The sequence below is a fragment of the Anatilimnocola aquadivae genome, from assembly GCF_049819085.1.
Lineage (GTDB): Bacteria > Planctomycetota > Planctomycetia > Pirellulales > Pirellulaceae > Anatilimnocola.
Genome location: NZ_CP187419.1, coordinates 3,590,088 through 3,603,881, shown reverse-complemented (window position 1 = coordinate 3,603,881; position 13,794 = coordinate 3,590,088). Strand labels below are relative to the sequence as shown.

The window sequence follows — 13,794 nt, the reverse complement described above, 5'->3', positions numbered from 1 at the left end:
GACAGCAGTGCAATCATGGCAAAAAGTGGCTTCTACGGACCGCTCGAGCAAGTCAATGACTGCCTCTGGCGCATTCCGAAGTCGTACAAAGAGGGCATGCTCGTCGACGGCCTGATCTTCGCCGACGAACTGCTGATGGAACTCATCCGCAAGGATCAGGCGGCTGAACAAGTGGCCAACGTCGCGTTCCTGCCGGGCATTCAAAGCGCCAGTCTGGCCATGCCCGACATTCACTGGGGTTATGGTTTTTGTATTGGCGGCGTCGCGGCGACGGATCCCAACGAGGGCGGCGTGATCTCGCCCGGCGGTGTGGGCTACGACATCAACTGCGGCGTGCGACTGGTCCGCTCCAGTTTGTTTTATCAAGACGTCAAGCCGCATCTCAAACGGCTCATGGATACGCTTTACTCGCATGTGCCTGCTGGCTTGGGGCAAGAAGGCAAGTATCGCTTCAGCCATCGTGAACTGCGCGACTTGATGGGCAAAGGTGCTTCGTATTTAAAGAAACGCGGCCTCGTTACCGCGAACGATCTCGACCACACGGAAGCGGGCGGCTACTTGAACACCGCCGAGCCCGACTTCGTCAGCGAGCGGGCGCTCACGCGCGGAGCGCAGCAGTGCGGCACGCTCGGCTCGGGCAATCACTTTTTAGAGGTTCAGGTCGTCGATGCCATTTTCGATGCCGACGCGGCTCAGGTGATGGGCCTCGAAAAAGATATGGTATGCGTGATGATCCACTCGGGTAGTCGCGGCCTCGGCTACCAGGTTTGTGACGACGCGCTGCGGGAGCTACGTCAGGCTCCCGCCAAGTACGGCATTCACTTGCCGGATAAGCAACTCGTCTGCGCGCCGGTGAACAGTGACGAGGGGCGACAATATCTGGGTGCCATGTCGGCCGCTGCCAACTATGCCTGGTGCAATCGCCAACTGCTGATGTGGCAAGCCCGCGAGTCGTTCGAACTCACTTTCGGCAAGGGTTGGGAAGCTTTGCATATGAGCCTGGTTTATGACGTGGCCCACAACATCGCCAAGCTGGAAGAGCACACCGTGAACGGAGCAAAGAAGAAAGTCTGGGTGCATCGTAAAGGGGCCACGCGGGCCTTTCCCAAAGGCCATCCCGAGGTTCCCTCGCAGTACGCGTCCATTGGCCAGCCTGTGATCATTCCTGGCGACATGGGCCGCGCCAGCTGGGTGCTCTTTGGTGCCCCGGGAAGCATGGAACAGTCGTTTGGCTCAGCCTGTCACGGCGCGGGTCGCGTGATGAGCCGAACTGCGGCCGTGGCGCATGCAGCTGGCCGACGGATCGATCAGGAACTACTCGCCAAAGGCATTGAAGCTCGCGCTCGCAGCTGGCGCGGCCTCGCCGAAGAGCAGCCCGATGCTTACAAGAACGTGGACCAGGTTGTCGACGTTGTGCATCGCGCGAACCTGGCCACCAAGGTCGCCCGCATGCGCCCCATCGGGGTCGTGAAGGGATAAGCAGCGCCGGGTTGTACTAAGGATCGAACGGATTCACAGGCTTGGCAGGTGTCGCCGGTGCAGGCTCGGCCGGCTCGAATGGATTGGCAGCGGCTGGCGTTCCAGGAGGTGTCGGCATCGGCGTGGTTGCTTCCGGAGTCGTTGCTGGTCCCGGTGAGGGAGCCGGAGTAGCCGGTGTGGCAGCAGCAGGTGTCGTTGCCGCGGGAGCGGTCGCCGAGGTTGTTGCAGGGGGCGCTGCAGTCGCGACCTTGCCATTTTGCACCTCGCGCTGCAGGGTAATGGCCAGTTCCGGCGAGATGAATTTCTGCAACAGACCCCGCGCGTCGCTGAAAAGTTTTTCGATTCGCTTTTGCGTCGTGGGATCGACCGACTTGATATTCTGCTGGTCAATTAAGCGGTTAAGATCGGAGCGGGTTTCGTAGGAGCGGAACTGATCGAGCAATTGACGCGCTTCGTCTAGCTTGTCTTCTTTAATCTTCGAACGAATGCGGGCAGCGGTGATCTGGCGGCGAGCTTCGACGTCCATGATCTTGCTTTGCAACGCAATGATGAAGCCCTCGGCCTGCAGCCGGCCGTCGTCGTTCACCACGAAAGCGTCCATGGTGGCTTGTTGGCCGGGGACCATGGGCAACCGCGCCAACAGCTGACCGCCACTTTTGATGAGCAATGTTTCGAGCGCGCTGGCCTTGGCAGCAGGTAATTCGATGTTGCCGCGCCAATCGGTGGCACCGAGCAGTTCGCCATCGGTCTCGCTAGTCTTGCGCCAGACCTCGTAGCCGGTTAGTGGCGTCTTGCTCGCGTCTCGCGCACTCAGGTGCAGCACCGTCGAAGGGAATTGTGGCTGCACCAGCAGCGCCAACCGTTCCGTACGCGCGTTCGCCTTGGCAGGAATCGGCGAGGCGTAGCCGGTGTTCAATTTGCAGGTCAGCAGCGAACCGTTCTGCTCTTTCACTTCCATCAACGTCCAAGGAACCGTACTGATGCCACCCTTGATCGGCTCACCCGCGCGATCATTACGGCGAATCACCGGCCGCAGAACTGCGCCGGGCCGGATCCACGCGGGAGACTCTTCCGTAGTGATGAGTCCCGAGGCACGAATGCGGGCCACGATGGTCTTTCCATCAACCCGCTCGACTTTGGCAATCGGCGTGAAGGCCCGCGCGATCGCATCCCACATGACCCAAGGCAACGCTTCCCGCTGGAGTGTTTCGCGATCCAGGATCATGCCGAATTGTCGCGCGCGGGCATCGAATTCCCGCACTTGCAGGTGCAGCGTGCCGTCGATGTCATTGACGCCCACCAGATAGATCTTGTCGATCCCCTGCAGGGATGCCGCCGCTTGCACCTGGGCAACCGTCAAGTCGGCCATCCGCAGCCGAAGGTCACCCGCAATTGCAGGCGGGGCCGTCAGCACTTCGGTCGACCAAAGTGGACCAAACGTAGCTTCTGCCCGGCCGGCCAGTGTCGCGCGCAACTGTTCGAATTGAGCTGCCTGCCAGGTGGGATCGTCGGGCAAGGCAACCCACACGCGAACCTGGTAGGGCAAAAACTCCCACGCCGCTTGTCCGTAGCAATCGCGGTGAGAAACAGTGAAAAGCAAGAACAGCGCCAGCAACAAAGTCCAGCGAATGAGCGCGCGGGTTCGGCCAGTTCCGCACGGAGCGGCAGGGGCGAAGTTCGAAAACGGTGAGGGCGAGTTCATCGGCTTAATTGCTCACCAGCTTCGTTTCGGGCTGCCATTGCTGCACGTCCTGATAGAGCGTGGCGCGGTCGGCCTTGAGGGCGGTTATGCCGCGCCGATAGGCATAGTAGTCGTAGGTTTGCCACAGGGGCAGAACCGAGACATCTTCGTGCACCAAGTGATGCAGTTGTTGCATTCGCTGGCGAACTTGTTGCCAATTACTGGCGGCCTCAATCTGCTTGATGGCCAGACGGATGAAAGCGTTGTCGGTCGGCGTGATTCCTTCGGCCCCAAACAGGCGCGAGGCATCAATGATTGGTTCCCAGGTAGCTGCTTGCACGTAGGTGAGATCGCACTTGTCCTGCGGCTCGCTGAAAACACCCAGCGGGAACTCTTGCAACTTGCAGTCGATCCCGGCGATCTGCCATTGCTTAACAAGTGCCCGGCACGCCAGACGGCTCGTTTCGTCAGCCGGATGTCCCAGCACGAGCGGTCGCCATTTGGGAACTTCCGACATCGTCTTCTCCGCCGCAATCTTGAGTTCGCGCGTGGCCAGCACCTTGAGGACGATCGCTAGCCGCGGGTCGTAAGCGCGAGGCAGAACATCATTGTCGTAGCCGTAGGCAACATTGTCGCTAGTGTTGGCGGGAGCCGGGAATGGTCCACTGACCACGCGCCAACCTTCGAGCGTTTGCCCCTTGAGCAGCCCCTGCTGCAGAATGGTTTGCCGATCGCTGGCGTAGAGTAATGCGCGGCGAAAGGTGCGATTGGCGAGAAACGGATGATTGCGATTCACCAGTAGCATGTGCGTGGTGGGTACCGAATACTGCGCGACGACAACATTCGAATCGGCTCGTAGGCTGCTGACATCGCTGGGGAAAACTTGATCCAGCACGTCGACTTCGCCCCGCTTGAGCGCCAGGATCATTCGCTGGGGATCGTCGTACAGCCGTTCGACAATCTCCGCAGGCTGACCGGGCGAGACGAATGGGCTGGCATCGTTGCGGACAAACCGCTCGGTTTTCTGGTCCTTGGAGGTTAGCAGCTTGAAGGGGCCGAGCTTGCTGCCTTGCGTCTCGTCTTCGACGGGGATTACGGGAACCTGCAGCACCGCTTCCGGCAGCACATGAGGTACGCGCAGGTCGATCTGCACCTCGTACGACTTTTTCACCTGCACCGCCGAGACGAGGCGCGACCAGGCAGGTTGAACCTCGGCGTGCGTCTCATCGGCCAACTCCAAGAGTCGCTGGGCAACATCATACGGAGAGACCGCCGGTGGTCGATCGCCGAGCGGTTTCATATCGAGCACGAAGCTGCGGCCGTCATCACTGCGAATGATCTCGCCCAAGGGGCTCGAATATTTACCGCCTTCGGGCCCCATGCTGGCAAAATCAGTGATCTGGCGTTGCACGAGTCGCCCTGCACGCCGAGCGGCCGGATCGATTAAGCTGCGAGCATCGAACGACCTAGCAGGGTGCGTGACGCCAACGGAAATGAGCGGGTATCTGCGCGTCATCTCGATCAGCAACTCATTGCCTCCGGCGACCGTGGGCCAGATGTTGCGCATGCGGTTGGTGGCATCGTACGCTTCGACGAACTTGTTTTCGGCAAGCAGCGCTTTAGCCTTGTCGCGTTCGGTACTGGCCATTTCGCTGAGTTGGCCCAGCCATTTGGTGGCGAAGGGTTCGTTGGCGGCGTCGTAAGTTTTGATCAGCCTGGCGAGCAGCAAACGAGCCGAGCGAAAATCCTGCTTGGCGACATAACCACCGATCAAGTTATCGGCTGTGCTGCCGACAATTTGCATGATCGTGGGCGCGGTCGCGCTCGCGCGAAAATCGGGATTGAGCGATCGCAACTCTTCCAGCACGCCGAGCGCTTCGGCATAGCTCTTCTGGCGAAAGGCCTGACCGGCTGCCAGGTACAAGTACATTTGTCGCGCTTCGACGAGGCCCGGAGTGCTGGGGTAGTTATCGAGCAGAAAAACGTAGAAGTCGTAAGCCTCGTCCAGCTTTCCGGCGGCGGTGAGAGCATTGGCCTCATCCAGAACCATCTGCTCGAACAGATCAATCTTGGTGATGTTGAACCAGGTGATTTCAAAATCGCGCGCATCGTCCAGCAGCTTGACCTTCAATTTGTCGCTAGGCTTAGGCTTCGCGGGAACGACGCGATTCGGAAACGGAATCGGCCGCACCTTGATCACGGCGTTGTCGTTTTTGTCATCCAGCGTGAGTTGGTCGAATGGTTCCGATTCAAAGATGCGCAGCTTCACGCCCGGAGCGGGAGCAGGCTTGCCACCCTTCGGCTGAGCAAGAGCAACGGTTGCGAAGCCGATCAAGAACAGGATTGCCAACGTGCTGAGCGCGCGGGTTCGATCACTGAGGCGAATCGGCAGCATCATAGGTTCGAGGAGTGGCATGCTACGGTTTCGCCTGAGGTTGAGCGGCCACGTGAATCACGCCATCGCGTCCACCGACAAGCAGCCGCGGACCAAACAGCGTGACGACCTCGCCCAGCGGTTCGCCCACTTCGACGGTGGAGATCTCTTTGCCCGTCGCGGGATCGATACGCACGATCGTCCCCGCTGCATGCAGCAGCAGCAAATCGTTTTCGATGGGTTGCGGCGTGGCCGAAAGGGGGCCGCGAGACAAGTCGATCTGCCACGCTTGCCGATCTTGTTCGAAACAGATCAGCTTGCGTTCTTGCAACTCGATGAAGATCTTGTCGCCCACAGCCACGGGGCCGGCTTTCCAGCGGCCACCGAGCGGCAGCTTTGCCCCAGCGGCCAGATTGCCCGCTTGGAAAATCTGCAACGCATCGCCGCTCCCTTCGCGCACCACGGCATAGACAAAATCTCCAGCGCTGGCGATCGGCGAGATCAGCGTTCCTTCCACACGTCCCTCGGCTTCTTTCGCCAAGGCAGGCTGGCCCCCTTCTTTGAGTGCCAATCGATAGACCGTCTGCTTGCCATCGCCCACTGCGACCGCGCGGTCGCTGCCGATGACAGTCGGTTCGTTCCACGCGATTCTGGCACCGGGCTTGAGCGGCGGTTGAAACGGCGACGAGGCGGGTTTCGTCGTGGTGGGGTCGAGTAACTCGACTCGGCCACTACCCAGCGGTAGCACGACATTTTGCTTGAAGGTGACCGTTTGTGTAGCCACATCCTTGGCTGTCGGCCCCAAGTCAATCAAACGCGAACGATCGCTGTTGGCGGCGAGGTCGTAGAACAATGCATAGGAAGTGCCACCTTTGCCGAGCGACAACAGCCGCCCATCAGGCAGTTGTCGCGCATCACGAAGGGTTAGTTGGCCTGTGCCGGAAGGGGGCGTGAAGGCTGGTTGATCGTAGTAGCCGGTGGTGAGGGCTTCGGCGGGAATCTCGAAGACGCGACCTTGGCTGGTGAAGGTGACGAACTGACGGCGCTCGATGTCTGCCGCTAAACCAACAAGCGGAACCGCAAGTTGAGTGAGCCACATGGTCTTGCCGTCCGTTGCCTGACAAGCTTCGACCAGCACCGCCGGCGAGTTGGGGCGACGACGTACATGCAGCAGAGTCTCGCCGAAGATTTGCGGCGAAGCCAAAAAGGCGTCGTCTTGATGGAGCGACCATTTCCGCCCTAGTTGTTGTAGTGACACCTGCAACTCATACAGCGTCAGGCGTCTGCCGGCGAGCCACAACCGGCCGCCATCGGTGGCTTGATACAGCAGCGTGGGTACCGGTTCGCTCGCTTCGATCTTGCCCACCGGCTGAACAGGCTGATCTTTAATCGCAGGATCGACTTCAAAGGCGTTCACCTCGCCCAGATCGGTCACTACCGTGACTCGCCGGCCAGCAACGCCCATCGGTGTGACCACGCGTCCCTTCAACCGGAACGGTCGATGGACTTCGCGTAGCTTTTTGGTGGCCTCATCGCGGGCCAATACATGCAGCAACGAATAATCGTCAGCGGGACTTTCGACAACCAGCAGGTGATCGACAGCCAGGATCGGGGGGACGAGGATCGAACCAGTTTTGTGGCCCAGATAAAACGTCTCGGTGCAGGCGAGTGAATCGTTCAGCGCGAAGACTGTGGAGTGCTCGCCGACTTGATAAAAGCCGCCACTCTTAGCGTCTTGGGCGGGTGGCACGTTAAGCTTTTGCGGCAACACGATGCGTCGATCGGAGGCACCGGTTTCGGTTTGAATTTCCAGCAATTTGCCTGAAGCGGTAGCGACGAGCAGCTTGCCGTCGGCAATCGTCGGCTGATAGAACGGTTCGCCAATCGCAATTCGCCAGCGCACTTTGCCGGTAGCTGCTTCCAGTCGATACAGTTCGAGTGTGCGAGCATCGGCAATCAGCACGTCGGCCGTAGCTTCGCGGCCCAACGTGGCTGGCGACACTTGGGTTTCGTGCCCCACGTATCGTCGCCAAAGCACCTTGCCACTGGCCAGATCGAGCCCGTACACGGCTCCTTCGATGGTTACAAACACAGGTCGGCTATTGGGAGCAGGTGCAGTGCCCACGGTGCGCGTAGCGACCACAATTCGTTGAGAAGCAGGGCGAGGGTCGTCTGTGGCGGGGGCAATCGCTGTTTCTGACATGCGCACTGCTTGCCGTTCCCGCTCGCTGATGGCGAGAGTGGTTTCGATCAATTGCGGATGAGGTTCTAAGCCCGGGTACTTGCGCACGAGTTCTGTTCGAACTGTGTAGCTTTCCGCGGTTTTGCCTTCGCCGACCAGCGTCGTGATGTTGCCGATGGCTGTTTGCAGATCTTTGTCTTGATCGATGCTGCGGCGCGCCATGTTCAACTTGTCGATGATTCCGGCAATGCGTGCTTCGAGATTCTTGCGCTGCGCGGCAGGCAGATACTCGGTGTTGTTGACGAGCATCATCGACTCGTCGGCCAGCTTGGTCAGTTCGACCTTGCGATTCATCTGGTCGGTGGTCTTGGCTTGCTCGGCGAAGCCATCGGCGATCTCCGGCAAAATGCTCGCGAGTTCGTCGCGCGAGTCGGCGAAGGTCGGCTCTTGCTTGATGACAGGCAGCACTTCGCTGGCAACCTTGAGCGCCGAACGAGGATCCTTCGCGGCGTTGGAGCTAACCTGCCGAATCTGGGCCATGCCGCGCAAGACTTTGGCGCGACTCACATCCTTGTCTTTGGGATACTTTTCGAGGTACTGATCGAAGGCCGAGATCGCGGCGGCGTAGTTGCTGCCGCGGTACTCCTCTTCGGCCTTGGTGAAAACTTCGGAAGCGCTGCCGCTGGTCAAGGCAAAGTAGAGAATGAAAAACGCGACGACCATAATCATCAATGCGCCACCGCCGAGGAGCAGCAGCGGCGAGTCCCAGACATTGGCCGAGCGGACCTTTTTCTGCAGGCCAGGCTTAGCGGCCGGCGGTTGTTCGCCGAGAGGGCTGGGCGGTGACTGCGAGGCGAATGGATCACCTCCCGCGCTGCCGGGCAGCGGAGCAAGCAGGTCGTCCATGCCGCCCAGCGAAGACGGCGCACCGAATGGATCGGCGCCCGGGCCTGAGATCGGCGACAGCCCATCGAGCGGCATTAAGTCGACCAGCGGCGCTTCGACCGGTGGACTTGCTGGTGCGGGGCGTGTGGGCTTGGGTGCTTCGGCTTTGGGCTGCGGCTTCGGAGCCTTGGTCTTGGGAGCGGGCGGTTGCGGCTTTGCAGGGACAGGCTGCTCCGGTTCGACTGCTTCGAGCATCACCACGTCGTCTTCTTCGGCGGCCGGTGGGGAATCCAATGGCTCATCGATCGTCAGGTCCAGCAGCGTTTCGGCAGGCTTGGCTTCGACGGCCGACGCCAGCAGCTTTTTAGCTTGAAAAGCGGTGAGGAGTTTTTTGTCGATGAGCGTTTTGGCAATCAACTCGGCCGTGATGTTGCCGCGACTTTGTATTTGTTTACGCAGCGTCTGAATGACCTGAGGCTCGAGTAAGCCCTGTTCTTCTGCGAGGTCCAATAATTTCACTGCCGACATCGGTCACGCTGCTCCCGCTTCACTGCGTTTTTCCGGCTCTTCGTTGAGTCTGCAACTATTCGCTTCAGTTCGGCGGATTCCGTCCCGGAAGCGCGCCGTGATGACCCGAGCAGCAAACCATTCATAAGGAAGGGAAGCTGTGCTCGGTCCACTGGGCCGACAGGCGCGACGCGCATGTCGCAGAAAGCGACAGTCGCCTAGATGAGATAGTATCGCGCCACCTCGATTCTAATTCAACCTGTGAACCAAGGCAGCAACGGAGAAAAAGATTCGGGGGACGGTTCGGCCACGCCGACTCTGCAAATCGACATTACTACGGCATGGCGGCATCTGCCGGAACATCCCCCGTGGGATCCACTTCAAAAAAGACGCAGGCCTCTTTGAGCAGCGCCATCATTTCCGCGGTCTTGGCTGGCGAACTTCCCGAGAACTTGATCTTAATCTCAGTTTGCTGCGTGTTGCCATTTTTCATCGCCTTGAGAACCGTCTTCAGTTCCTCGAGCGACTTGACCTCGCCATTCAACAGGATCTCGTCCTGGGAGTTCAATTCGAGGGGCAGTTTCGGGGTTGAACTCGCATCGGACAGGTCCAAGTTCTCGCCGACAGGACCCGGCTTGGTTGCTACCGGTGGAGTCGAAACCGCGTTGGCAGTGGCGGTCGGCAGCGACATCGGCGCACTAGACCTCACAAAGAACAGAGCACCAGCACCTAGCACAAACACGCCGCCGAGAAAGACGACAATACCGAACACGACAATGATTGCCACGGCCGCACCATTTCCACCGGTTCGCTGATAATCGTCCATACATCGTTGCCTCGATTAGAATTGCTCGTCCGCACTCCCTCGCCATCTACAGACTCTCATCTTATCCTGTATTCGGCACCGCCAAGTCATTATTCTCCGCGCCATCTCATGACCGATCAGCACTTTCCGAAAACCCTGCACCTGCGCAAACAGGCTGAGTTCGATCGTGTCTTCGCTTCGCGAGCCTATGCGGCCGACGACCATTTGATTATCCATGGCTGCCCGAATGATCTCGGCTGGTCGCGATTAGGCCTGAGCGTCTCAAAAAAGTCGGGCAACTCGCCGCAACGAAATTACTGGAAACGCTCGATTCGCGAAGCCTTTCGCCTGAACCGCGAACAAATGCCGAGCGGCATCGACCTGGTGGTGAGACCACAAAAAGGAGCCCAGGCCGACAGCCCGGCCATTCAACAATCGCTACCGGCGCTCGTCGCGCGCCTGGCTAAAAAGCTGAAGATGCCAGTGACCAAACCGGTCGATAAGGATCGGCCAGAAGGCCAGCCATGAACACACTCGGCCGGCTACTTCGTGATGCTCTCTCTGCAGTTCTCATTGGCTGCGTGCGGCTCTATCAGCTGATCTTGAGCCCGATCTTCGGCCGGCAATGTCGCTTTCAACCAACGTGCAGCCATTACTACATCGGGGCCGTCAAAAAATACGGCCCCGTGCGTGGTTCGCTCAAAGGGCTTTGGCGCATTTGTCGTTGCAATCCGTTTTGCCAAGGCGGCGAAGATCCACCGTAGTGACGTAGGTCGGGGATCGGCAGTCAGAGGTCTTGCCCGCGGCGAGTCAGAAAACAGAGGTCGGAAGTCGGAGGGCCAGGAAATCGATTTCAGTCCTGACCTTAAACTTGAAACCTTAAATCTTGAACTCGGCTCACTAGCCAAACGTAGCGCCCAGTTCACGAATGTAATCGAGCGCTTCGTCGAGTTCCGGCGCAACCGCGCCGGGCTGACGTCCCGCGCGATCGCACTGAGCCAATGTCAGCAGGTCGTCGTAGTCTTCGTGCTCTTTCAACCGGCGCATCGCCCGCGCGCCGAGGGTGCCGTCGAGCGCTTGCTGGCCCAGCATGTGATGCTCGATCAGCCAGCGTGTGCGCGGCGTGATGAAGCTGTCCAGCGCTTCGAGTCCGGCCACAACATGGTTGTGAGGATCAATGGCCTTACCCACGTCGTGCAACAGCGCGGCGAGCAGCAGTTCTTCGTCATAAGGCCGCTCATCGCGCATGTGATCGAACACCTGCAAACTGTGATAAAGCGCCTCCCCTTCGGGATGATACTTCAGGTTCTGCTTCACATTCTCCAGCGGCAGCAGCAGGCTTTGATAAACCTGAAAACGATCGGGGCGATCGGCCGACGATTCGACCTCGGCGTTCACATCCATTGCGGGATATTCGCGCTCGAGGAATTGTTCGAGTTCCGCGATGCTGGTCCGCTCAATCGCCTGGCCCGTGATCGAACTTTTAAAGACGAAGTGAGCCTTGTCGGCCGCGTAGATCGTTAGCTCAAAGGGAAAGCGATCTTGCACGTGAATGTGCGTGAAGATTCGCTCTTCGTCGTGCTTGCGCACCCGCTTGCGTTCCAGGTCGTAGATCAACCCTTGCTCGTCGAGCAGATACGTCACGCTCTCGATGCTATCGCTGAACAGGTGCAGGTCGATATCGGACCCTGCCCGCACATGCCCGGTGAGCACGCTGCCGATGAGTCGCGGCCGAAACCTGGCCAGCAGACGCATCATCCGCAGGGCTTCAATTCGCATCTCGCGCAGGTTGTCAGTCCGCTTGTCACCTTCGTGCAAACGGGCCAAGGCCTGAACTTCGTCGCGAATCTCGGCGTTGCTGGGTAGATCGGCCGGTTTGACCCAGCCTTGGCAAAGCCGATGAGCGGCTTTTTGTTTGGCGCGGAAGTATTCCGACTCTTCCCGCGAGTACATCAGGCGGGCCGCTTCGAAGGTGATTTGCCTTCGCAGCTTCGATCGTTGCATGTTGAGGAGCCGCATTTCGGACGGCTCTAGTCGAGTTTTGCTAATGCAGAGTGTTCTGCCGCTCCTATTATAGTCGCAAGAGGCCCTTGTCGCCAAAAATACTTACCACACCGAAATAATCTTGCGGGCCGTTACCACCTGAATGGCGTCTTCTTTTCCGTTCGCGAAACTTGGAGCAAAACGGAATGTTTAAGTATTAGCCTTGTCAGCTGCCAAAATGGCGAGTGGTATTAACCACCCGAATGGAAACTATCTTCCCATTCGCAGAAATTTGACGTTTTTGCGTCAGATTTTGTTTGACTCGCGAACCGAGAATATCTACAAACCGGCTTTAAGTTGTCTCATCTTCCCTTATAGGCCACTTGTCGTGCCATTCTGGAGCCTACATGAATTACTCCTCTCCAAACTCTGTTCGTAACGATCGCTCCCGGTCGCTTCGCCCCGGCTTTACGCTGGTCGAATTGCTCGTGGTGATTGCCATTATCGGTGTGCTGGTGGCCCTGCTTCTGCCAGCGGTGCAAGCAGCTCGCGAAGCTGCCCGCCGCATGTCGTGCACCAACAATGTGAAGCAGTTGGGCATTGCAGCTCACAATTATCACGACACGTTGAATGCCCTGCCCCCGGCGGTTCCCTACGGCTTTGGTGGCGGCTTTTCGGGCGGCCCCGATGCTAACCGTAGTTGCTGGGTAGGCAACCTTCTGCCGTTCATGGAACAAAAGCCGCTGTATGACCAACTGGCCACTTACCTGCAGGCTCCGACCGGCCACACGATCACCCAACCGTTTGCGAAGGCGATCTTGAAGACCATGTGCTGCCCCAGCGATGGTCAGTCGCCCAAGACAAACGATCAATCGCAAGGCCAAGGCGTTCACGGCAACTACGCTGCCTGCACCGGCAGCACCTATTGCTGCCCAGCGTCCACCCCAGGTGGCCGTGATTCAACCATTATGGACGGTGTATTCTTTGGCGCATCGAAGATGAATCTGGCAGGCATTACCGACGGCACCTCCAACACCATCTTCTTCAGCGAACTGCTCGTGCAGCCCGACAAGACCGGCACCCACGACATTCGCGGTCGCATTTGGAATGCAATTCACGTCAGCACGGTGTTTTGCACCATCTCGACTCCCAACGACCTGACCTTGGGAGACAATCCCCAGGGTTACTGCGTCAACGTACCGCGAGCTCCCTGCAAAGCTTCCGGTTCCCAGGCCGATTCGTTCAACCTGGCCCGCAGTGCGCACCCAGCTGGTGTGACCGTGGGCATGGGCGATGGCTCGGTCAAGTTCGTGGCGAACAATATCAATCTGGTGGTTTGGAAGGCCATGAGCACTCGCGCTGGCCAGGAACCGATTACCGAAAACTAAGTCCAGGAAAACGAGGCACAGTTTTAAGGTGCCAGCGTTTCTCGGAAATCCTCACCCTTTACGCCAGCCCGCGCTGGCGTAAATAGTCCGCAGCCTGGAGACATCATGAAGAACGTAGTTCGCAGCGCCCTTTGCCTGGCCCTGCTCTTGCTCGCCGGTTGCACCGGCGGTGCTGGCCCCAAGACGACCGAAGTCAGTGGCAAAGTGACGATGGACGGAGCCCCGCTGGAAACCGGCGATGTCCTGTTCGAATCGTTGGATCAAGGTGTATCACCGTCGTCGGCTCCGATTGTCAACGGCGAGTACAAGGCGAAAGTGCAGCCGGGCAAGAAGACGGTCCGGATCACTTCCTCACGCCCTGGTGCTCCCGACCCCGTGATGGGAACTGGCCCACCGCAGCAGATCGTCGCCAAAGAGTTCAACGCCAAGTCGACGCTTTCTCACACCGTGGAAGCGACCGAACAAAAGGACGTGAACTTCGAGGTCAAGGCGATGAAGTAGGTGCGATCC

Annotated in this window: 10 protein-coding genes; 5 read left to right on the top strand and 5 right to left on the bottom strand. The window is 58.9% G+C overall.

The window, feature by feature from the left end; all coding sequences use genetic code 11:
• Window positions 1-15: 15 nt before the first annotated feature.
• On the top strand, window positions 16-1,479 hold the full coding sequence (locus NA78x_RS14625) for an RtcB family protein (RefSeq protein ID WP_425619187.1): 1,464 nt from the start codon (window positions 16-18) through the stop codon (window positions 1,477-1,479).
• A 16-nt stretch (window positions 1,480-1,495) separates the two neighbouring features.
• On the opposite strand, the gene NA78x_RS14620 is transcribed toward NA78x_RS14625, so the two are convergent.
• From NA78x_RS14620 to NA78x_RS14605, 4 genes are all read right to left on the bottom strand, one after another.
• Window positions 1,496-3,181, bottom strand: a complete 1,686-nt coding sequence (locus NA78x_RS14620; RefSeq protein WP_425619186.1) for a hypothetical protein — start codon at window positions 3,179-3,181, stop codon at window positions 1,496-1,498.
• Between the two features lie 4 nt (window positions 3,182-3,185).
• Complete coding sequence (locus tag NA78x_RS14615) at window positions 3,186-5,576, bottom strand: ABC transporter substrate-binding protein (RefSeq protein ID WP_425619185.1); 2,391 nt, start codon at window positions 5,574-5,576, stop codon at window positions 3,186-3,188.
• Window position 5,577: 1 nt separating this feature from the next.
• The gene (locus NA78x_RS14610) at window positions 5,578-9,120 is read right to left on the bottom strand and encodes a PQQ-binding-like beta-propeller repeat protein (protein WP_425619184.1); all 3,543 of its coding nucleotides are present in this window, start codon (window positions 9,118-9,120) and stop codon (window positions 5,578-5,580) included.
• Between the two features lie 322 nt (window positions 9,121-9,442).
• Window positions 9,443-9,934, bottom strand: coding sequence for a hypothetical protein (locus NA78x_RS14605; RefSeq protein ID WP_425619183.1), 492 nt, complete (start codon window positions 9,932-9,934; stop codon window positions 9,443-9,445).
• Between the two features lie 108 nt (window positions 9,935-10,042).
• Between NA78x_RS14605 and rnpA the strand changes: the two genes are divergently transcribed.
• A complete protein-coding gene (rnpA, locus tag NA78x_RS14600; protein ID WP_425619182.1) occupies window positions 10,043-10,441 on the top strand; it encodes a ribonuclease P protein component in 399 nt (132 codons plus the stop codon).
• Window positions 10,438-10,677, top strand: a complete 240-nt coding sequence (yidD, locus tag NA78x_RS14595; protein ID WP_425619181.1) for a membrane protein insertion efficiency factor YidD — start codon at window positions 10,438-10,440, stop codon at window positions 10,675-10,677. Before rnpA ends, yidD begins: the two co-directional genes overlap by 4 nt.
• Window positions 10,678-10,813: 136 nt before the next feature.
• Here the strand turns inward: yidD and NA78x_RS14590 are convergent, their stop codons facing one another.
• A complete protein-coding gene (locus NA78x_RS14590; protein ID WP_425619180.1) occupies window positions 10,814-11,917 on the bottom strand; it encodes an HD domain-containing protein in 1,104 nt (367 codons plus the stop codon).
• 386 nt (window positions 11,918-12,303) lie between these two features.
• Between NA78x_RS14590 and NA78x_RS14585 the strand changes: the two genes are divergently transcribed.
• The gene (locus NA78x_RS14585; RefSeq protein WP_425619179.1) at window positions 12,304-13,284 is read left to right on the top strand and encodes a DUF1559 domain-containing protein; all 981 of its coding nucleotides are present in this window, start codon (window positions 12,304-12,306) and stop codon (window positions 13,282-13,284) included.
• Window positions 13,285-13,389: 105 nt separating this feature from the next.
• On the top strand, window positions 13,390-13,785 hold the full coding sequence (locus tag NA78x_RS14580) for a hypothetical protein (protein ID WP_425619178.1): 396 nt from the start codon (window positions 13,390-13,392) through the stop codon (window positions 13,783-13,785).
• Window positions 13,786-13,794 lie beyond the last annotated feature (9 nt).